Origin of the sequence: Roseibium marinum (assembly GCF_002906165.1) — a bacterium.
Lineage (GTDB): Bacteria > Pseudomonadota > Alphaproteobacteria > Rhizobiales > Stappiaceae > Roseibium > Roseibium marinum.
This window is the reverse complement of sequence record NZ_PPCN01000001.1, coordinates 957,362-977,091: the sequence shown is the minus strand read 5'-3', so window position 1 is coordinate 977,091 and position 19,730 is coordinate 957,362. Positions and strand designations below refer to the sequence as shown.

The following is a 19,730-nucleotide window of genomic DNA, read 5'->3' as shown; positions in this document are numbered from 1 at the left end:
CAAGTCCGGGACTGCGAAGAGAAGAGTGGGGTGCTGACCAGTATGAGTGAGGCGGCCGGGAGGAAAGGACTCCTTCCGGAACCGCGATGCGGGGGGCAAACCGCCGAACGGGACGTCCTGAAGGCGCGAAGCGCTTGACAGTGCGCGGCGCGGCGGCTTAGGTCCGCGCTTAATTCGACACCGCCGGAGACTGCTTGCTGATGACCCACGACCTCGCCGCCCTGTCCAGAACCATCGACGCCGCCTTTGAGGACCGCGATGCCATCGGCACCTCGACGACCGGGGACATCCGCAACGCGGTGGACACCGCGATGACCCTTCTGGACCACGGCAAGCTGCGCGTCGCGGAAAAGAAGGACGGCGGCTGGGTTGTCAATCAGTGGGCCAAGAAGGCCGTGCTGCTGTCCTTCCGCCTCAACCCGATGGACGTCATCAAGGGCGGGCCGGGCGATGCGACCTGGTGGGACAAGGTTCCTTCCAAGTTCGACGGCTGGCGCGGCGTCGATTTCGAGGCAGCCGGCTTCCGCGCCGTACCGAACTGCACCGTGCGCCGCTCGGCCTTCATCGGCAAGGGTGTGGTGCTGATGCCGTCCTTCGTCAATCTGGGTGCCTATGTGGACGAGGGCACGATGGTCGATACCTGGGCGACGGTCGGCTCCTGCGCGCAGATCGGCAAGAACGTGCATCTGTCCGGCGGCGTCGGCATCGGCGGGGTTCTGGAACCTCTGCAGGCGGGCCCGGTCATCATCGAGGACAACTGCTTCATCGGCGCGCGCTCGGAAGTCGTGGAAGGCTGTATCGTCCGCGAAGGCTCGGTGCTGGGCATGGGCGTTTTCATCGGCCAGTCGACGCGGATCGTCAACCGCATGACCGGCGAGATCAGCTATGGCGAGGTGCCGCCCTATTCCGTCGTCGTCGCCGGCTCCATGCCGACCGCCACCAAAATGGGCAACGGCGAGCCGGCCCCGAACCTCTATTGCGCGGTCATCGTGAAGACCGTCGACGAGAGAACCCGCTCCAAGACCGGCATCAACGAACTGCTGCGCGACTGAGCGGGAACCGATCCGTCGATTACGGCTTCGCCGTTCACCCCCATCCCTAACCCTTCCCCACAAGGGGGAAGGGAAACAGGCTGAGGTTCACGCACCTTCTGCGGTCGCCAGGCAGCGTTCTAACCGCCCCAGAGATTTCCGACGATCTGGGAGATCACCAGTGTCAGGACGACGTCAAGCACGACGACGCCGGCGGCGAGGCTGATGGTGGCCTGGAGGGCGATGCGGGCGACCAGGTAGCGGTACCACAGGACGGCCAGAAGGCTGGAAAACGACAGCAGCACCGCGACGCCCGGGGGGATGATCCGCAGCAGGAAAAGCACATAGGTAATCAGATAGGGCACGGAGGCCAGCAGGCTGGTCCAGTTGCGCACGACGATGAACGGCACATAGCGTTTTGAAATGCCGATCGGCACCGCCAGCACGGCCAGCAGGATCGGCAGGGTGACCCAGTCCACAGCCAGCCCGACGAATTGAGCCGTCCAGTAGGCCCCCTCGGGGAAAGTGTCCGGCTGGAACATGTCTTCGGAGAAATAGAATTCCTTCTCGGCGAGAGCGCTGAGCAGAAAGGCCGGGATCAGCAGGAAGACGGCAGAAAAAGACCGCCAGAAGCCCTGAATGGACTGGTCGAAATACGTCATCCCTTCCGGCCGGTTGCGCAACAGCAGCCAGGAGCCGTCAAGCGCGGCCCGAATTTCGCTCAAACTCACCAACACCAATGCGCTCCCGTTACAGGATCAAATCCCCGAATTCAAATTTCCGAGTTCAGATTTCCGGGCCAGCCCGGCTTCCATGGGAAATCGCATGAAAGCAGGTCGATGAATACCAAGTGTGAAAGCGATCGTCCGCCGTCATCGCGAGGCGCGATACCCTCATGAGAAATAACTCGTCAGGAAACGTTTATAGATCGCCGCCAGCCGGTCAAGATCATCGACGGCGGCGCATTCATCGACCTTGTGCATCGTCTGGCCCACGAGGCCGAATTCCACAACCGGACAATAATTCTTGATGAAGCGCGCATCGGAGGTGCCGCCCCCAGTAGAAAGCTCAGGAACACGGCCGGTTTCCGCTTCGACGGCTTTTCCGAGCGCGGCAATCAGCGTCTCGTCCTTCGTCAGGAAGGATTCGCTGGCATCGCGCCGGAAGCCGATCTCGAGCAGCAGGCTGCCGAGATCGACACCCTGCAGGGTTTCGCGGATTTTCGCCTTCAGGCTGTCCAGCGTCCACGCGTCATTGAAGCGGATGTTGAAGCGCGCTTCGGCGCGGGCGGGAATGACGTTGAAGGCCGCGTTGCCGACATCGATATTCACGACTTCCAGATTGGACGGCTGGAAACGCTCGTTGCCCCGATCGAGTTGCAGAGCATCCAGCGCCGCCAGCAGACGGACCAGACCGGGGATCGGGTTGTCCGCCAGATGGGGATAGGCGACGTGGCCCTGAATGCCGGTGACCGAGATGACGCCGGAAAGCGACCCGCGCCGGCCGATCTTGATCGCGTCACCGAGCTTGTCCGGGTTGGTCGGCTCGCCGACGATGCAGGCGTCGAATTCGTGCCCCTGCTCTTTCGCCCATTGCAGCAGCTTCACGGTGCCGTTGACCGCCGGGCCTTCCTCATCGCCGGTGATCAGGAGGGAGATCGTGCCGCCGAAATCCGCTCCGGTCTCGCCGGTGAATTCCAGTGCCGCGGCGGCAAAGGCGGCGATGCCGCCCTTCATGTCCACCGCCCCGCGGCCGAAGAGGAACCCATTGGAAATCGTGCCCTCGAACGGGTCGTGACGCCAGTCGCCAGCCGCCCCGGCCGGAACCACATCGGTGTGTCCTGCAAAGACAAAATGCGGTTTTCCGGAGCCGATGGTGGCGAAAAGATTGTCCACATCCGGCGTGTCCGCGTCCTTGAAGGTGACACGCGAGACCGAAAATCCCGCCCCCGCCAGCAGCTCCTGCAAAAAGGACAGCGCACCGCCTTCGGCCGGTGTCACGGACGGGCAGCGGATCAGGTCGCGGGCAATGGTGACGGCGGAAGACGGCATCGGAGGGGAACTCCACATTGGTTTATCGGTATCGGGATATTTGCAGCCAGATGTGCATCAGTTGCAATCACCGCTGAAATAGATCCGCTCTTCGGCTTGCCGGAGTTTCACGGGAAAGCCGGTCGATCCGGTCAGCTCCTGCGCCAGTAGCTGTTCGGCAACGGGCCGTGACGGTTCGCCTCCGCCTGACCGGGAATGCAGCCCAGGACGAGGACCACCAGCAGGTTCACGACGGGCACGAAGATCAGCAGCGCGAGAAACCCGCTCTGGCCGATATCCTGCAGACGCTTGATGACCAGCGCCAGTTCGAACCAGTTGAGCACCAGAAGCAGAAACGGCAGCAGTGGATTGGAGCTCACGAAGATATTGACCGTCACCGTCTCGGGTGTCGGCAATTCCGTGAGTGACATCCACCACAGCCGGATCGCGATGCCTATGACGACCCACATGAAGGCAAAACACATCCAGTAGGGAAGCCTGCCCATGCGGCCGATCGGGCTCAGCAAGGCCCAGAATATGCCCGGTGAAATATTCGCGCTTCGTTGGGGCGTGCTCATTCAATCCCGCTCGCTGTAGATCATTCTGGCTTGGACGTAGACGCATAAGCGGCGTTGATCAAGCTCTGTCATGATTTCCCGCCGGAGCATTTCCCGTGCCAGGGTGGAAAGCAGACCGAAACTGTCGCCAACGTCATACCTGCGTCCCTGCGCCGACGCCGGGTGATTTAATGAAAATTGCACAATTGGCATGTCAAAATTGTCAGCATAAGATTCAGCACCGACGAAGGGGAACGCGCTGATGAGCGGTGTTTGGAAGACGACGGTAATCGCCTGCATGTTCTTGCTGTTACTCGTCCCGGTGTTGTTGCTGCCGGCTCCTGCCTCCGCCCAGGGCGGCGCGTCCGCTCTTCCCCCTCCCCTTCAGCAGGAAGCGATGGAGAAACTTGTTTCGGATCTCGACCCGCAACAGGTGAAAGCGCTGACGGATTTCATGACCCTGCTGCAGCAGGGCGCCGAAGCGAAAGGGCGGACGGCGGCTCTCGCGGAAAAGAGACCAGGCTTCATCGAACAGGCTGGCACGGCGCTGGACGATTTCGGTTCGGCGATTGCCGGATATTTTCTCAATCTGCCGGAGCTCTTCGCCGGTCTCTTTGCCGGCATCGGCGATCTCTTTGCCGGAAAGGTCGCCGGACCCATTCATATCCTCGCCGGCGCGATCGCCCTTCTCCTTGCCGCGGGCTTTGTCGCAGAATTTCTGGTGAACCGGCTGGCGGCGTCCAGACGCGACAAAATCCGGACCCGCACCCCGGAAAGCCTGTTCGAAACCGTCAAGATGGTCACCGTCCGGGCCGGCCTCGATCTCGGCGGCCTGATCGTTTTCGCGATCGTCGCCCTGGTCGTCGGCCGTATCGTCCTTTTCGATCCGGTGGTCAGGACGTTTGCCTTGCAGGCCGTCTACTGGATTGTGTTCCTGCCACGACTGATCGCGGCTCTCCTGCGCTTCGCGCTTGCCCCGCACCGGCCCGAACTGCGTCTGGTCACGGCGGACGACAGCACCGCCAAATCGCTCTACCGCAATTTCACTATGCTGTTCGCCTTTGTCGGCATTTCCTTTTTTCTGGCTATTGTCCTTCACGATGCGGGGGAAACCATCGGCGGAACGTTCCGGTTTTTCGTCAGTTTCGCGATGAATGCGTGGATCGTCGCGGTCATCTGGAAGGCCCGGCACGGGCTGACCGGCATCATTCTGGGTGACGAAAAGGAACCGACCAGCGGCCTGGAGCGCATGGCCAGTTTCTGGCCGTATTTCTCCATGGCCTTCATCGTTTTCAACTGGCTGCTGGTACAGTTCACCGTAAGCATGGACATCGAGACCCTGACGGCGCGCCACTCCTTCGCCGTCATCATTCTTGTCGTCTTCGCGCCGTTTCTGGACACGATGGTGCGCGGCATCGTCTCGCACATCATTCCGCCGATGCAGGGGGAAGGCCCGGTGGCGGAAGCCGCCCATCATCAGACCCGGCACAGCTATGTCCGGATCGCCCGCGTTGCCCTCATCGCGTTTCTGATCCTGGCGGTCGGGCGCATCTACGGCCTGAACCTCCTGGCGATCGGCGGCGAGGCCGGAACGACCGTCGCCCGGCACACTGTCATCTTCCTGCTGATTCTTGCCGCCGGGTACCTTGCCTGGGAAATCACCAATCTGTGGGTTGCCCATCAGCTTGCCAAGGATTCCCCGCCGGTGGCGAACGAGGACGACGATGCGGAAATGGGCGGTGCCGGCAAGTCGCGCATGGCAACGGTCCTGCCGCTGATCCGCGTTGTTTTGCAGATCACCATCCTGACCCTCACGGTGCTGCTGGCGCTCAGCCAGCTCGGCGTCAACATCACCCCGCTTCTGGCCGGGGCCGGCGTCGTCGGCCTGGCGGTCGGTTTCGGCGCGCAGACCCTGGTGCGCGATGTGGTCTCGGGCGTCTTCTTCCTGATGGACGACGCCTTCCGCCTGGGCGAATTCATCGACGCCGGCGGAACCATGGGCTCCATCGAGAAAATCTCGATCCGCTCGCTGCAACTGCGCGGCACAAGGGGCGCCATTCACATCGTGCCCTATGGAGAGATCCCCAAACTCACCAACCTCTCCCGCGACTGGGTGATCATGAAGCTCAAGTTCACGGTGCCGTTCGACACCGATGTCGAGAAGGTCCGCAAGCTCTTCAAGAAGATCGGCCAGGAGATCATGGAGATGGAGGAGTTCAAGGACGACATCCTGGCGCCGTTCAAGGGTCAGGGCGTTGCCGATGTCGACGATGTCGGCATCGTGGTGCGCGGCAAGTTCACCACCAAACCGGGCAAGCAGTTCGGCATGCGCAAGGAAATCTACAAACGCGTCCAGCAGGCATTCGAGGAAAACGATATCCAGTTCGCCCGCAAGGAAGTCCGCGTGCATATTCCCGAAAACGCCAGGCTCGACAAGGAGCAGAAGGAACAGGTCGCAGCGGCCGCGGCGGCATCGGCAATCGAACCTAAACCGGCGGCGGGATAGCGTTCCTGTTCAGACCCAGTTCCCTCCCCTTGCAGAGGAGGGATGCCGCCAAGCGCCATTCAGGATTCAAATTTTCACGTGAAAGCAGATAGATCCGGCGCGATATAAGTCCTTCTCCGCATTGAACGCCCCCGATTTTCCCGGCTAAGATTGCCCGCCTGCGCGAGGCAGGCCGCTTTTGGGAGGAAGCTGGCGGATGAACGAGAACAATTCGGCCCCGATGAGCGCCGGAACTCCGGCCGATGACGGTATGCGGCCCATGCCGAAGGTCAACACGATCAGCGTCAACGATGTCATCGATGCACTGGCCGCCGGCCTTGGCGATTTTCGCCGCGCTCCGGTCTACGGATTGTGCATCGGCGCGGTCTTCGCGCTCGGTGGGCTGTTCGTCGTCCTCAGCGCCGCCGCGCTCAACATCAGTTACCTGTCCTACCCGGCTGCCGCCGGTTTCGTGCTGATCGGTCCGTTCGCAGCGGTCGGCCTCTACGAGGTCAGCCGGCGGCTGAACTCGGGGGAAACGCTGTCCTGGTCGAAAATCTTCGGAACCATGTGGGCGCAAAAAAGCCGGGAACTGTCCTGGATGGCCTTCGTGGTTCTCTTCATCCAGATCATGTGGATGTATCAGGTGCGTCTTTTGCTTGCCCTTTTTCTGGGCTTTCGCTCCTTCGCGTCCTTCCAGGAATTCCTGAACGAGGTAATCAGCACGCCGGAAGGATTAATGTTCCTGGCCATCGGCCATGTGGTCGGCGCTGTATTGTCGCTGATCCTGTTCTCGCTGACGGTGATTTCCTTCCCGCTGCTGCTGGAAGAAGACCGCGATTTCATCACCGCGATGATCACCAGCGTCCGCGCCGTGGTGAAGTCCCCTGTGCCGATGATCGGCTGGGCCTTCACGGTCACGGCGCTTCTGATCGTCTCGATGGTTCCGGCCTTTATCGGGCTTGTCGTCACCCTGCCTATTCTCGGCCACACGACCTGGCATCTTTACAGGAAATGCGTGACGATACCGGAGGAATGCGGGAGGTAGAGCGCAACTGCCGATGAAGAATGCCGTGCCTTTGCATAACGAGACACTCAGGATCCATATTTGTGAGTCACGCTCCAAGGTCGGAAGCAATGAATTCCGGTGTTCCCGCGGTGTTTCATTTGCTGTCAGGCAAGTAAGCAGAACCTGAATTGGAATTGGTTGCCGACCGGAGTTCGCAGACCTGCTTTTTCTTGAATATTTACAGGCCGGAAGTCGTTGCCTGAAATTGACAATGACTGACGGTAACCCTATCAAATGGGTATGAACGAACGCAATATCAAGATCGTCGAAACAGCTTTGGAGCTTTTTGCTCACTATGGTGTCAAGAAAACCACCATGAGTGAAATTGCGACCGCTGCAGGCGTTGCGCGGCAATCGATTTACAATGCGTATGATGGCAAGGAAGAACTGATTTACGGCGCACTGGAACATCGCGCCCGACAATCGGCGTGCGTTATCTCAAGGGAATGCGCTGGTCTTGACGATCTCGGGGATCGTCTGGATGTGGCCTTCAGTTTTCTTACACTTGAGCCGTGCAAGATAATAATGACCATGCCCCACCGGGAAGAGATTCTTCAAGCTACAGAAGAAATGTCTCAAGATAAAAAAAATCATATTATTAATATTTATAACAGCGTCATCGCGGACTTGCTCAAGCCATATAAGAACCGCATGCGTCTTGACACTGTAGAATTCGATGACCTTTGCGACTTTATCAGATTTTCATTCGAGCAGCTGAAGAAGTACGCGGTCAACATTGATCATGTACACCGTTCCTATCGAGCACTGCGGCAACTGGTCGTAAACAGCGTCGATTCATAACTTCCATCCTCGTTCAACCGCCTCTCCCGGGCCCAAAAGGTTCCGGTCCTTTAAGGGGACGGTCCGGCAGGTTTGGAGCCTGCCGGACCGTTGACCGACTGGAGGTCAAGGAGGTCAGTGACCGCAGCCAGTAGCTTTGTTAAGGATCAGAACGTGCGCTGCATACGAACACCGAAGAGGAGTTCGTCGGCATCGCCAGTGACGTCGTAGTCGGTGTTGGCGTAACCAACGTCAGCACCCATTACGAAACCGGAGACCGGCTCCCACTGCACGGATCCGTCGATCGCATAACGTGTGACGTCGTTCAGGCCAGCGGCTGCGTCAACATCGAGGTAAGACCCGTCGAGTGCGAGACCGATGGTCGAAGTTGCCTGGATGAAGGCACCAGCGGACAGGGAGTAACCTGTGGAGGTGTCACCCGAGCCGTTGCTGTCTGCAATGCCACCGAAAGTGGAGATGTAGGCCATTGCGCCGTCGCCGTAGAAACCCTGGAAGAAGATGTTCGAACCCGGGGTAACCATCGGCAGGTTGACGACAACGCCACCACCGACCGCAAAGCCCATTTCGTCTTCGCCGCCGCTGTTGCCGCCGTTAGCAGCCGCATCCGGATAAACCTGATGCAGAGCACCGGACAGCTGTGCGGAACCCCAACCCTGGGAGATGCCGAGAGCAGCCACGACGTCCGGAGCACGCGTGCCGCCGTAGTTCACTACACCGCCGCCTGCTGCGGAGCCGGTAGCTTCACGGCTGGAGCGATCTTCAAGAGCGATGGTTGCGGAGAAGCCGTTGCCGAAAGCAGCGGTGTAAGCAACCTGGTTCAGGGTCACATCGGACCAGTCCCGATCAACAACACCGATGAATGCCTGACCGGTGAACATGTCGAAATTGGACGTCAGACGACCAGCCGTCAGGCCGCCCCACTGGACGTAGGCGTTGTCCATGACGAAGCCGGAAGCGTCGCCATTGGTGGAGTTGCCGTACATGGAGACGTAAGTGCGCAGCGTACCGAATTCGGTAGCCGTGCGAGCGTCGAGGTACAGGTAACCACGAGCCAGCCAGGAGTAACCGTCAGCGTCGCGGTCGCTCCAGGCGCCATCTTCAAGAACGTTGTTGGCTACGACCTGGGTACGAACACGGCCGCCAACGCGGAGGCAGGTTTCGGTGCCCGGGATGTAATAGAAGCGTGCGCCGTAAGCGTCACAGACGCGAACGTAATCGACCGGTTCCGGAGCAACCGGAAGATCGGCCGCATGGGCGGTGGTAGCAGCGGCGGCGGCAGTAGCAGCGCCGAGCATCAAGCTCTTGAGTTTCATCATTTTCTCCAATTTTACATTCAGTAAAGCAATCAAGAAAAAACTAATACTTAACCCCACCACAAATCAGAGTAAACTAATTTGTAATTTCCAGATTTAGTTTTCGTCTACTTGCTTGCCTACTTACGTTCTTCCAATTTTCGTCCTGACAATCAAGCCCTTTGCGCACCCGCCAACTACAATGAACTTCTGAGTCGTATTTTTGCAACACTTTGTTTTCACTGAGTTTTTCCAACATTCAACGCTCCAGGCAGCAGCTTTAGCCCCAGAGTCAAACCAGATTTAGTGCTTCACTGAATGTATTTTTTTACTTTAGCTCATGCGCTTGTTATCCGTGGCGATGATCGCACTTTCGCGTTCGAGGGAGAAAAAATTGACGACGATGTACAATTAGACTCGAAGCTGTTTTTTGTCAACGCGTCTATTTGTATAAGTGTCTAGTCGCTTGATGCCATGGCCTGCTTCACAAGGTGACGTCGTTTTCGAAAGCCATCTGGAAAGGTGTCAGGCCGCGTTGAGGTGCTGCCTCGCCATTCGCGGAAATCCGCTACATTCGACCGTTTTCGCGCGTTGCTTGAAATGAGAGATAAATGGACAAAGACAGGTGGTGCGGCGGCAATTTTCGCCGTGGGGCCGCAACTCATGCACTCAACAGGTGTTCGAAGGACGCGCCGACTTTGAAAGCCAGGACTGTCGGCTGAAAAGCCGTGCATTCAGATCTGCCAACACGGCTGATTCGCACTTCCGGATTTCAAGCCCCTTCAACAACTCGACCGCGAAGCACAGCGAGTGTTCTTTCGGTTTCCTGGCCGTCCAGGCCGGTCTTCCACCCATTGTGTTCCGGTGGCAGAGCCAGACCCTGATTCCAATCTGAAAAGAGAGAGTTGGCCAACGCGCGCACCATCAGGTCACCGCCGGGGAAAGAATGACGGTCCAACTCGTGGGCAGCCGCGGTCTCGCCGATGGCGCGGGCCTTTCCTGGCTGATCATCACCGCGCCGGTGCTGACCCACACCAGCTTTCATCTTTACAGAAAATGTCCGGAGACACTGGAGGAGAGGGAATGGCCGAGCCTTACGCCTCCCCATTCTCCTCAACCGCCGGCATGGTCTTGCGCGCCTGCTTGTCTTTCCACTCCGCCACATCGACCTCCGCCGGTCGATAGTCGACTCGGGTGAGATACAGCCCGTCCGACGGGGCGACCGGGCCGCAGGCGGAGCGGTCACGGGCCTGCAAGGCCCTGGTGATGTCGCCTGGGACCCATTTGCCCTCGCCCACCAGGCGCAGAGACCCCACCATGGAGCGGACCTGATTGTGCAGGAAGGAGCGGGAGGAACATTCGGCGATGACGAATTCGCCATCCCTTCGAACGGAAAAACGCTCCAGCGTCTTTTCCGGGCTTCTGGCCTGGCAGCGGGTGTGGCGGAAGGTGGTGAAATCATGATGGCCGACGAATTCCTGCGCCGCTTCGTGCATGGCTTCGGCATCGAGATCCGCCTTCACATGCCAGGCAAGACCGCGCTGATGGGTCAGCGACGCGAGGCGGTTGTGAATACGGTAGCGGTAGGAACGCCGGATCGCGGAAAAGCGGGCATCGAAACCCTCATGCATCTCCTCGGCATCGAGGATGACGACCGGATCGGGCAGGCAATAGAAATTCACCGCGCCCATGACCGTCCTGACCGGCCAGGATTTCGACAGATCCGCATGGCAGACCTGCCCTGTCGCATGGACGCCGGTATCCGTGCGCCCGGCCCCGCCGATCGTCACGTCTTCGCCGGAAAAGGACTTGAGAGCGCGCTCGATCACCGCCTGAACGGATGGCCCGTTGGACTGGCGCTGCCAGCCGCAGAACGGCCGGCCGTCATATTCCACCGTCAGTTTGTATCGCGGCATTATTCGAATTCTTCAAACGGCGTGGCGAAAGCCACCTCTATCGGCAGGTCACGGCGGCCCGCCTCCGTCAATGCCAGCGCCATGAAGGCATCGCCCGCATAAGGCCCCTGAACCTTGCGCGCCAGAACCGGATCGAAGCCGAAACGCGGATAGTAGGAAGGGGGGCCGAGCACAAGGACAAGATCCTCGCCTATCTTTTTCAGCTTTTCCAGCGACGCCCGGATCAGAGCCGAACCGATACCGGTCCGCTGGCTCTGCGGCCAGACGGAGACCGGGGCAAGACACGCGACCTGGAGGCCCTGCGCACGGCCGATCGCCGCCGGCGTCACGCGGCTATAGGCAACATGACCCTGCACATTGCCCTCGTCGTCCACCGCAACCTGCTCAAGCACCAGTGCGCCGCAGTGGCGCAGCTTGTGGACCAGACGGGCCTCCATATCGGAGGGGAATGCCGCTTCCAGAAGGTCCTTTACAACGGCTTCGTCCGCGGAAGTGACATCCCGGAATGTCAGACGGGAGGCATCGACAGCATTGGTCATTCATCTCTCCTGAGAAAAAGCTTAGCCCAGAACAGTATCTGCAGGAAGGGTCGCGCCGCGCAGGAAGTCCGTGCCGCTCATCGGCTTCTTGCCCGCCCGCTGGACCTGATCGAGACGCACCGCACCGGTAGCGCAGGCAATGACCGGGCCGTTGGCCGTTTCCAGCACCGCCCCAGGGGCTCCCTCCCCACCCGCCAGGGAACTGCGCAGGATTTTGACCCGCTCCGGTTTGCCACTGAGCGTCATTTCGCACCAGGCACCGGGAAACGGCGAAAGGCCGCGAATGTGGTTATGCACTTCCCGCGCCGGTCTGGTCCAGTCGATGCGGGTTTCCTGCTTGGAGAGCTTGGCCGCGTAGGTCACGCCTTCTTCGGCCTGGGGCTGCTCGCCGAGGGCGCCACGGGAAAGGGCGGCCAGGGCGCGGACCATCAGATCGCCACCGAGCGCTGAAAGCCGGTCGTGAAGTTCACCGGCGGTCATATCCTCGCCGATGGCAACGGTTTCCGACATGCAGACAGGCCCGGTATCCAGGCCTTCCTCCATGCGCATGACCTGAACCGCCGTCTCCGCGTCGCCCGCCATGATCGCCCTGTTGATCGGCGCCGCGCCGCGCCAGCGCGGCAGAATGGAGGCATGAAGGTTGAGGCAGCCGTCGCGCGGCGCGTCCAGAATGGCCCCGGGCAGCAGCAGGCCATAAGCGACCACGACCGCCACATCCGCGTTCAGTTCAGCAAATTCGGCCTGTTCTTGCGCGCCCTTGAGGCTCTTTGGCGTAAAAACCGGAATGCCGAAGGATTCGGCCGCCTCGTGGACCGGCGACTTCCTCAGATCCATGCCCCGTCCCGCCGGACGCGGCGGCTGGCTGTAGCAGGCAACGACATCGTGCCCGTGGCCGACGATCTCCATCAGGGTCGGCACCGAGAAATCCGGGGTACCCATAAAAACGACGCGAAGGGACATGACGCTCCTGAGCGGTTCGAGGAATTCGGACCCTTATTGCGCCTCGGGACATGGCTTGCAAGAGCGCGGCACGGGTTGTTCCGGAGATTGCGTCCCATTGGCCGGCGCAGCGCGCAGCGCGTTCTCAGGATGAGGCCCGGCTTCCGAACAGGTGCCGTTCAAGCCAGTCCCGGCAACAGCACCTTGAGGCTGCCGACCATCATTTCCATGGCAATGGCCGCCAGGATCATGCCCATCAGGCGGCTCATCACGCTGGTCGATGTCTGGCCGAGAAAGCGCGACAGGAAGGGAGCGGCGAAAAAGGTGGCGATCAGGACGGCGATGGCGGCGGCGACCCCGGCGATATAGGCTATTTCCTGCGGCGTGTCGGTCACCCGGCCCCGGTAGATGATCATGGTGGAGATCGTACCCGGGCCCAGGAGGATCGGAACCGTCAACGGGTAGATCGCAGGATTTTCCTGTTCGTCAACGTTCTTACGTTCTTCTTCGGTCCCGTGATGGGCCTTGCTCTTTTCCCCGGAAATGAGGTTCAGGGCGATCAGCAGGATCAGGAACCCGCCGGCAAGGCGGAAGGCGTCCAGACTGATGCCGAAAACCCTCAGGATGGCATCGCCCGTCACGCCGATGAAGATCGCGCCGAGACTCACGCTGATCAGCAGGGTAAAGGCGACCTTGCGTTCAAATCCCGCCCCCCGGTCCGCCGTCAGCGACAGGAATACCGGCAGATTTGCGATCGGGTTCATGATCGCAAAGAGCGCAGCGAAGATTTTCAGGAACAAGGCCTGATCCATGATTGCCACCCCTTTTCGGTAATTTCAGCCTTGGGTCACGGACCTTATTGTCCACAGACCCTAGAGCTTCCCGGCCATTTTCGCCTGTTTGGTGAATTTCTTGACGACCCTGTCGCGCTTCAGCTTCGACAGGTAGTCAATGAACAGTTTCCCGTTGAGATGGTCAAGCTCATGCTGAATGCAGGTCGACAGCAGCCCTTCGGCCCTGATTTCCTGTTCCGCGCCTTCCCGGTTCAGGAACTGGACGGTGACTTCCGCGGGGCGTTCCACATCCTCGAAATATTCCGGGATCGACAGACAGCCTTCCTGATAGATGGACGTGTCCTCGCTCGACCAGACGATTTGAGGATTGATGAAGACCATCGGCGCCTTCGGCTCTTCGTCCTTGGAAACGTCCAGAACGAAGATGCGCTTGAGGATACCGACCTGGCTGGCGGCCAGGCCGATGCCTGGCGCCTCATACATGGAATCCAGCATGTCGTCCGCCAGCGCGCGTATCCCGTCGTCGATAGTCTCGACAGGTGCACAGACCTCGCGCAGGACCGGATCGGGAATGGTGATGATCGGGCGTGTTGTCATTTGCCTCACATAGGCAATCATTTGGCACGGGTCAACGCGGAAAACGCAGGTATGCCCTGCGTTTTCAACGGTCATGAACGGACCGCCAGATGCGCGCACGGGCCGAATCGTTCTATGTTTGTTTCATGAATGAGATCCTGTTTGAGTTGAGCGGCCGTCCTGTGACGGTCCTGGAAACTGCAATCGCGGGCGGATTGCTGCTGCTTGCCCTGATTTTCTGGCTGGGCCTGAAGACCATTCGCGAGATCCGGCTGCGCGCGGAGGCCGATACGGCCGCAACGGAGCGCGTTCACGAGCTGGAAAGCCATCTGTCGCAGCTTCTGAAATCGCAGGGCGAGATGACCGGGCGCATGCAGACCATGGCCGAGGTCTTCGGCTCGCGGCATTCCGACATGATGCGCTCCGTCAACGAGCGCCTGGACGGCATGGGCCACAAGCTCGGCCTGTCCATGGCCGATACCAGCAAGCGCACCCAGGACGGGCTGCGGCACCTGCATGAGCGGCTCGCTGTCATCGACCGGGCACAGCGCACGATCACCGATCTTTCCGGCCAGGTCGGGCAGCTGCAGGCGATCCTCTCCAACAAGCAGACGCGGGGTGCCTTCGGTCAGGGACGGATGGAGGCGATCGTTCAGGACCAGATGGCGCCGAGCACCTATTCCTTCCAAGCCGTGCTGTCCAACAACAGCCGCCCGGACTGCCTCATCCACATGCCCAACGGCGCGCCTTCGCTTGCCATCGACGCCAAGTTTCCCCTTGAGGCCTTCAACCTGCTGCGCAAGGCGGAAAGCGACGACCAGCTGAAATACGCCCAAGCCCAGTTCCGCAAGGATTTCACCAAGCACATTCAGGATATCAGCGAAAAATACCTGCTTCCCGGCGAGACCCAGGACACGGCCTTCCTCTTCGTACCGTCGGAAAGCGTCTTCGCGGAACTCAATGAAAGTTTCGAGGACCTGGTGCAGAAATCCCACCGGGCGCGGGTGGTGATTGTCTCACCGTCGCTGCTGATGCTCTCCATTCAGGTGATCCAGTCGGTTCTGCGCGATGCCAAGATGCGCGAACAGGCTCACCTGATCCAGGCGGAGGTCGGTCATCTGATCGTCGATGTCAGCCGGCTGAACGACAGGGTCGGCAAGCTGCAATCCCATTTCACCCAGGCAAACAAGGATATCGACCAGATCCTGATTTCCACCGACAAGATCAGCAAACGCAGCCGAAGGATCGAGGACCTGGAGCTGGGCGACATCCAGGGGGAAAAAGAAGACGCCTCCGCGCCGGAGCCGCAACTCGCCGTGTCGCCGGAATCGTAGTATTTTCGAATTTTCATCGATGCGCCCGGCGCAGCCTCGAGCTCCCTGAGTCGGCGCGTGTTTTCCCGCCCTGCCCTTGCACCGGTCTCACGTACTGACTCAGGAGTGCTTCATGTCCAGTCAGACCCCGATGGATTTTTCTCCGGCTGAACCGCCGGCTGATTTGTCACCTCCCAGGCAAGCCTTGTGGTGGCTGAAAAAAGGCGGTTTGACGCTCGGCCCGCAATGGGAACGGGCGCACGAGATCTGCCAGAGCCGGGAAGGCGACATGCCGCATGACTGGGTCCATGGCTTGTGCCACCTGATCGAAAACGATCCGGGCAACGCGGCCTACTGGTTCCGGCGCGCCGGAAAACCTGTCGAGAGCCGTGACGTTGACGCGCTGTGGGAGGAAATCGCCGCGTCGATCTGACGGCCCGGATGGCCGCGCAATGCCGGCCGTTCAAAAGCTATCAGGTGCTTTCAGGTGCGCTCAGGCGTCGGGCCTTGGTGATCGCGCCCCATTCCGTTGCCGCGATCCGTTCGATTGCCTGCTCGAGCGGTTCGAAGGCCACCGTCATGGTGTGGCCGTTGGCATGAAGCAGTTTGCCGGGACCGGCGACGATGCCGACATGGCCCTTCCAGAAGAGCAGGTCGCCACGTTCCAGCGCCGCCGGATCGTCGTGCGGTATTTCCTCGCCGGCTTCGGCTTCCTGCATGTCGCTGTCGCGCGGCAGGTCGTGGCCGCCGGTTTGGGCGGCGAGCTGCACCAGCGCCGAGCAATCAAGCCCCAGACTTGATCGCCCTCCCCACAGATAGGGCGTGCCGAGCAGTTCCTCCGCAACGCGCACCCAATCCTCTTCGCGGTCCTCCAGCGGCACAAGATGCCTTGCCACCACGGCCGATCCGTCGCTGAGCAGCGCATAGGCCAGTCCGCGTGTTTCCGCTTCCCCCGTCACGGTGACCTTCGAGCCGAGCGACAGGAGGCCGAGAGGCACGGATTTCAGATCCGGCGCCGGATAGCGATAGGTGCGCAGCGCCCTGACCCGGTGGGTCGCGGCCGTCACGGGTCCCAGACCGTCGGAGGAAAACCAGCCGACATAGCCGTCCGTATCGAGCTGTCCCCAGGCCCAGCCTTCCGGCGTCTGCTCATAGACGGTCAGCCATTCGCCGCGCAGGGCTTCGGTGTCGATCGGACGGTCCTGACGCGGCTCCGGCCGCATGGCAAGGCGGTCGGCTTTTACCTGAAAGACTTCACCCTCGACGAAACGGCCGGCATCCGCCAGCCCTTCATAGTCGCTTGCGGCGAGATCCGGCCGGACCGGATGGCGGCGGCGGTCGAAATTCTGGGTCATGGTCGACAATCGGTTCCGGGTGTTGAAGCTTTTCCTGACGAGAGCATCCAGCGGACACGACGCTCATCTTACAGGTTACACTCTCACGAAATAAACAGAAATTGCCTGAAATCAGCGTGGCAGTTCCGCCGCCTTTTCGGCCACGAGATCGCCAAGGTGCTCCAGATGGAGCGCGCCTTCAACCGTGCGGGTGATGATCACGTTGCGTTTGTCGGCTGCGTCGCGCTTGCGGGACAGGAGCCGCATGCCGCCAAGCGTGTCGAGTGCGCGGGTGATGGCGGGTTTGGTGACGTTCAGTTTCGCGGCAAGACCGCGGACCGTGTGGGGCGGCGGTTCGAGATAGACGGTCAAAAGGATCGTCAGCTGGCGGGCAGACAGATCCTGTTCGCTGTCGCGCACCAGCGCCAGGTTCACCTCATGCAGCAATTTCAACGCCTGGGAGGCGCGTATTTCGACAGCCATGGATCGTCAGGTTCCCATCCAACTCATGGCTATAGAAACACAAAAACGTTTCGGAGCCGTTATTGTGCGCCCGCATAACGCTCCGAAATCAGGTCGAACAGGCAGCGGATCCCCTGCGCCTCGCCGCCGGCCGGTTTTCCCGGCTTGTCGATGGGCGTCCAGCCGAAAATATCGAAATGGACCCAACTGCCGGTATTTTCGACAAAACGGGACAGGAACAGCGCCGCCGTCACGGAACCGGCAAACCCCGCCCCGGAGGTGTTGATGTGGTTGATGTCGGCCACCTTGCTGTCGAGATATTTCATATAGGGTTGCCACAGGGGCATGCGCCAAAGCGGATCGTTGGCCGCTTCGGCCATCACGGCGATATCTTCGGCCAGCTCATCGTCATGGGTGTAGAAAGGCGGCAGGTCGGGACCGAGCGCGACGCGCGCGGCGCCGGTCAGGGTCGCCATGTCGACCAGCAGATCCGGAGTTTCCTCATCCGCCAGGGCAAGCGCGTCAGCCAGCACCAGGCGGCCTTCCGCGTCCGTGTTGCCGATCTCGACCGTGAGGCCCTTGCGGCTGGGGAGGATGTCCCCGGGCCGGAAAGCATTTCCGGAAATGGAGTTTTCAACGCAGGGGACTATCACCCGCAGGCGCACGGCAAGGTTCGCCGCCATGATCATCGAAGCAAGGCCCAGCACGTTGGCCGCCCCACCCATATCCTTTTTCATGAGGGCCATAGAAGACCCCGGTTTGATGTTCAGGCCGCCGGTGTCGAAGATGACCCCCTTGCCGACCAGTGTGACCTTCGGATCCCCTTCCCGGCCCCAGGAAAAATCCGCAAGGCGCGGTGCGCGCGAGCTCGCCCGGCCGACCGCATGGACCATCGGGAAATTTTCGTCCAGCAGATCGCCGCCGGCAATGATCCTGCCGCTGCCGCCATGGTCTTTGAACAGGCTTTGGATGGCCGCCACCAGTTCCTCCGGGCCCAGATCGTTTGCCGGTGTGTTGATCAGGTCCCGGGCGAGCTGTACGCCGTCGAGAACGATGTGCAGCCGGTCGAGGTCCACATCGGCATCGACGGCGAGCCGTCTCTTCTTGCCGGGCGTCGAGAGGTAACGCCCGAACGCATAGGCGGAGAGCGCAAAGCCGAGCGCGGCCTGCTCCTGGTCCGGAAACCCGTCGGCGAGATGATAGTCGCCCTCAGGCAGGGCATTGGCAAGGCCGCCGAGCGCGAAAGAATGCGGCAGGCCGGTCTCCTCGACAGCGAAAAGGACCGCCGCTCCCTCCCCGCTCAAGCCCGGCACAAGCTGAAAGGTCGAGGCTTTGGCGGTGAAGTCATTCACACCGCACCAGCTTTTCGCCGCGTCCCCGAGTTCGTCGAGCAGCTCCGGAAGACCGGCTTCGGTCACGGCAATGATGGGGGTTGACCGGGAAACGTCGCTTTTACGCACAAGGCAGTCACGCACGGGAGATACTCCGAAATTTCAAGAATCACTGTCGACCAGATTAGCCGCACCGCGGCAGGACGCAACATGTCCGCAAGGGACGGCGGGTCACCGGAATTCCCTGTCATCTCGCAATTCGCAAGCCCGCTTAACCAAGCATTAGGGTTAATTATCTATTTCTGTAGGAGAACAAGAAAAGCTGCAGACACCAGGATGTTGAAGATGCATGCGCCCGTAACCCGTATCTTTCCAAGACGCGCCCGCCTCGCCTCGACGTTGATGGCAATGACCGCGCTGGTCCTGGTGACAGGTTGCGCCTCCAACAAATCCGACACCGGAACGCATTCCCCGGCCTACGGAACCCAATACACCGCCCCCGGTTCGCGGGAAGCCATTTCATCCGTTTCCAAATGGTCGAAGGCCTACCAGAAAGACCGGAAGAACCGCGCGGCGATTCTCGGCTACGCCAATGCGCTAAGCCAGAACGGCCAGACGCCGCAGGCCCTGGCGGTTCTGCGGTCGGGTGTGATCAACCATCCGAAGGACCGGGAGATCGCCTCGGCCTACGGCAAGGTTCTGGCGATGAACGGCCGTTTCGAGGAAGCTCTCAACGTCCTGCAAAGAGCCCAGCAGGCGGACATGCCGGACTGGAAACTGATGTCCGCCGAGGCCGCCATCTACGACCAGATGGGCGAGCACCCGACAGCACGGAACCTTTACAAGCAGGCCCTCAAAATCGCTCCGGACGACCCGAGCCTGCTCAACAATCTCGGCCTGTCCTATCTTCTGTCCAACGAACTTCCCGATGCGGAATACACGCTGCGGCGCGCCGCCACCCTGCCCGGCGCGGACAGCCGCGTCCGCCAGAACCTTGCCCTGGTTCTGGGAATTCAGGGCAAGTATGACGAAGCCATCCAGGTGGCACAGGCCGAACTCGACCCCCGGCAGGCGAAGGCCAACATCGCCTATCTGCGCTCCATGATGCAGAGCCGCCAGGGTTAGGTCACGGATTTATCAAACAGGCTGGAATTGCTACCGGGCGGAGCGGCGACGCTCCGCCCGATTTTGGGATTTTCCTGGAAGCGCTCGAGTCGTGATCACCCCGACAACTCTGAAGTCGAAAAGCTTTTGTGCCTTG

The 19,730-nt window shown here is 60.5% G+C and carries 20 protein-coding genes; 7 read left to right on the top strand and 13 right to left on the bottom strand.

The features are described 5' to 3' along the window. Positions 1-197: 197 nt before the first annotated feature. Positions 198-1,052 carry a 2,3,4,5-tetrahydropyridine-2,6-dicarboxylate N-succinyltransferase gene (dapD, locus tag CLV41_RS04595; RefSeq protein WP_208987339.1) on the top strand — a complete coding sequence of 285 codons (855 nt, stop codon included), beginning with the start codon at positions 198-200 and terminating at the stop codon, positions 1,050-1,052. Positions 1,053-1,171: 119 nt separating this feature from the next. Here the strand turns inward: dapD and CLV41_RS04590 are convergent, their stop codons facing one another. From CLV41_RS04590 to CLV41_RS27715, 4 genes are all read right to left on the bottom strand, one after another. Beyond that, complete coding sequence (locus CLV41_RS04590; protein ID WP_208987270.1) at positions 1,172-1,768, bottom strand: hypothetical protein; 597 nt, start codon at positions 1,766-1,768, stop codon at positions 1,172-1,174. A 156-nt stretch (positions 1,769-1,924) separates the two neighbouring features. After that, the gene (dapE, locus tag CLV41_RS04585) at positions 1,925-3,082 is read right to left on the bottom strand and encodes a succinyl-diaminopimelate desuccinylase (RefSeq protein ID WP_103221540.1); all 1,158 of its coding nucleotides are present in this window, start codon (positions 3,080-3,082) and stop codon (positions 1,925-1,927) included. Between the two features lie 131 nt (positions 3,083-3,213). Beyond that, positions 3,214-3,639: a DUF805 domain-containing protein gene (locus CLV41_RS04580; RefSeq protein WP_170107112.1), complete on the bottom strand. Its 426-nt coding sequence runs from the start codon at positions 3,637-3,639 to the stop codon at positions 3,214-3,216. Further along, positions 3,640-3,918 carry a hypothetical protein gene (locus tag CLV41_RS27715; protein ID WP_170107073.1) on the bottom strand — a complete coding sequence of 93 codons (279 nt, stop codon included), beginning with the start codon at positions 3,916-3,918 and terminating at the stop codon, positions 3,640-3,642. Here CLV41_RS27715 and CLV41_RS04570 point away from each other — a divergent pair. The 3 genes from CLV41_RS04570 (at position 3,917) to CLV41_RS04560 (ending at position 7,973) form a co-directional block, all read left to right on the top strand. Continuing rightward, on the top strand, positions 3,917-6,124 hold the full coding sequence (locus tag CLV41_RS04570; RefSeq protein WP_208987269.1) for a mechanosensitive ion channel family protein: 2,208 nt from the start codon (positions 3,917-3,919) through the stop codon (positions 6,122-6,124). The two genes, CLV41_RS27715 and CLV41_RS04570, sit on opposite strands and share 2 nt — an antisense overlap. A gap of 196 nt (positions 6,125-6,320) precedes the next feature. Next, positions 6,321-7,151, top strand: coding sequence for a DUF2189 domain-containing protein (locus CLV41_RS04565; RefSeq protein ID WP_103221035.1), 831 nt, complete (start codon positions 6,321-6,323; stop codon positions 7,149-7,151). Between the two features lie 255 nt (positions 7,152-7,406). Next, positions 7,407-7,973: a TetR/AcrR family transcriptional regulator gene (locus CLV41_RS04560; protein ID WP_103221034.1), complete on the top strand. Its 567-nt coding sequence runs from the start codon at positions 7,407-7,409 to the stop codon at positions 7,971-7,973. Between the two features lie 146 nt (positions 7,974-8,119). Here CLV41_RS04560 and CLV41_RS04555 read toward each other — a convergent pair whose 3' ends face one another. The 6 genes from CLV41_RS04555 to def all read right to left on the bottom strand — a co-directional run bounded on the left by CLV41_RS04555 (position 8,120) and on the right by def (position 14,050). After that, positions 8,120-9,286 carry a porin gene (locus CLV41_RS04555; RefSeq protein ID WP_103221033.1) on the bottom strand — a complete coding sequence of 389 codons (1,167 nt, stop codon included), beginning with the start codon at positions 9,284-9,286 and terminating at the stop codon, positions 8,120-8,122. Positions 9,287-10,359: 1,073 nt separating this feature from the next. Beyond that, positions 10,360-11,181: a tRNA pseudouridine(38-40) synthase TruA gene (gene truA / locus CLV41_RS04545; RefSeq protein WP_103221031.1), complete on the bottom strand. Its 822-nt coding sequence runs from the start codon at positions 11,179-11,181 to the stop codon at positions 10,360-10,362. Next, on the bottom strand, positions 11,181-11,720 hold the full coding sequence (locus CLV41_RS04540) for a GNAT family N-acetyltransferase (protein WP_103221030.1): 540 nt from the start codon (positions 11,718-11,720) through the stop codon (positions 11,181-11,183). The genes truA and CLV41_RS04540 overlap by 1 nt, the downstream gene beginning before the upstream one ends. Positions 11,721-11,741: 21 nt before the next feature. Further along, positions 11,742-12,680 carry a methionyl-tRNA formyltransferase gene (gene fmt, locus CLV41_RS04535; RefSeq protein ID WP_103221029.1) on the bottom strand — a complete coding sequence of 313 codons (939 nt, stop codon included), beginning with the start codon at positions 12,678-12,680 and terminating at the stop codon, positions 11,742-11,744. Between the two features lie 158 nt (positions 12,681-12,838). Continuing rightward, entirely contained in the window at positions 12,839-13,471 is a 633-nt protein-coding gene (locus CLV41_RS04530; protein ID WP_103221028.1) for a MarC family protein, read from the bottom strand. A gap of 60 nt (positions 13,472-13,531) precedes the next feature. Next, positions 13,532-14,050, bottom strand: coding sequence for a peptide deformylase (gene def, locus CLV41_RS04525; protein WP_103221538.1), 519 nt, complete (start codon positions 14,048-14,050; stop codon positions 13,532-13,534). Between the two features lie 125 nt (positions 14,051-14,175). Between def and CLV41_RS04520 the strand changes: the two genes are divergently transcribed. Together CLV41_RS04520 and CLV41_RS04515 are read left to right on the top strand one after the other, a co-directional pair. Further along, complete coding sequence (locus tag CLV41_RS04520; protein WP_103221537.1) at positions 14,176-15,363, top strand: DNA recombination protein RmuC; 1,188 nt, start codon at positions 14,176-14,178, stop codon at positions 15,361-15,363. A gap of 112 nt (positions 15,364-15,475) precedes the next feature. Beyond that, on the top strand, positions 15,476-15,775 hold the full coding sequence (locus CLV41_RS04515) for a hypothetical protein (protein WP_170107111.1): 300 nt from the start codon (positions 15,476-15,478) through the stop codon (positions 15,773-15,775). A gap of 40 nt (positions 15,776-15,815) precedes the next feature. Here the strand turns inward: CLV41_RS04515 and CLV41_RS04510 are convergent, their stop codons facing one another. From CLV41_RS04510 to CLV41_RS04500, 3 genes are all read right to left on the bottom strand, one after another. Beyond that, a complete protein-coding gene (locus tag CLV41_RS04510) occupies positions 15,816-16,697 on the bottom strand; it encodes a C40 family peptidase (RefSeq protein ID WP_103221027.1) in 882 nt (293 codons plus the stop codon). A 111-nt stretch (positions 16,698-16,808) separates the two neighbouring features. Continuing rightward, the gene (locus CLV41_RS04505; RefSeq protein ID WP_103221026.1) at positions 16,809-17,159 is read right to left on the bottom strand and encodes a MarR family transcriptional regulator; all 351 of its coding nucleotides are present in this window, start codon (positions 17,157-17,159) and stop codon (positions 16,809-16,811) included. A 59-nt stretch (positions 17,160-17,218) separates the two neighbouring features. After that, the gene (locus CLV41_RS04500) at positions 17,219-18,613 is read right to left on the bottom strand and encodes a leucyl aminopeptidase family protein (protein WP_103221025.1); all 1,395 of its coding nucleotides are present in this window, start codon (positions 18,611-18,613) and stop codon (positions 17,219-17,221) included. 201 nt (positions 18,614-18,814) lie between these two features. Between CLV41_RS04500 and CLV41_RS04495 the strand changes: the two genes are divergently transcribed. Next, positions 18,815-19,594 carry a tetratricopeptide repeat protein gene (locus CLV41_RS04495; protein ID WP_208987268.1) on the top strand — a complete coding sequence of 260 codons (780 nt, stop codon included), beginning with the start codon at positions 18,815-18,817 and terminating at the stop codon, positions 19,592-19,594. Positions 19,595-19,730: the final 136 nt, after the last annotated feature.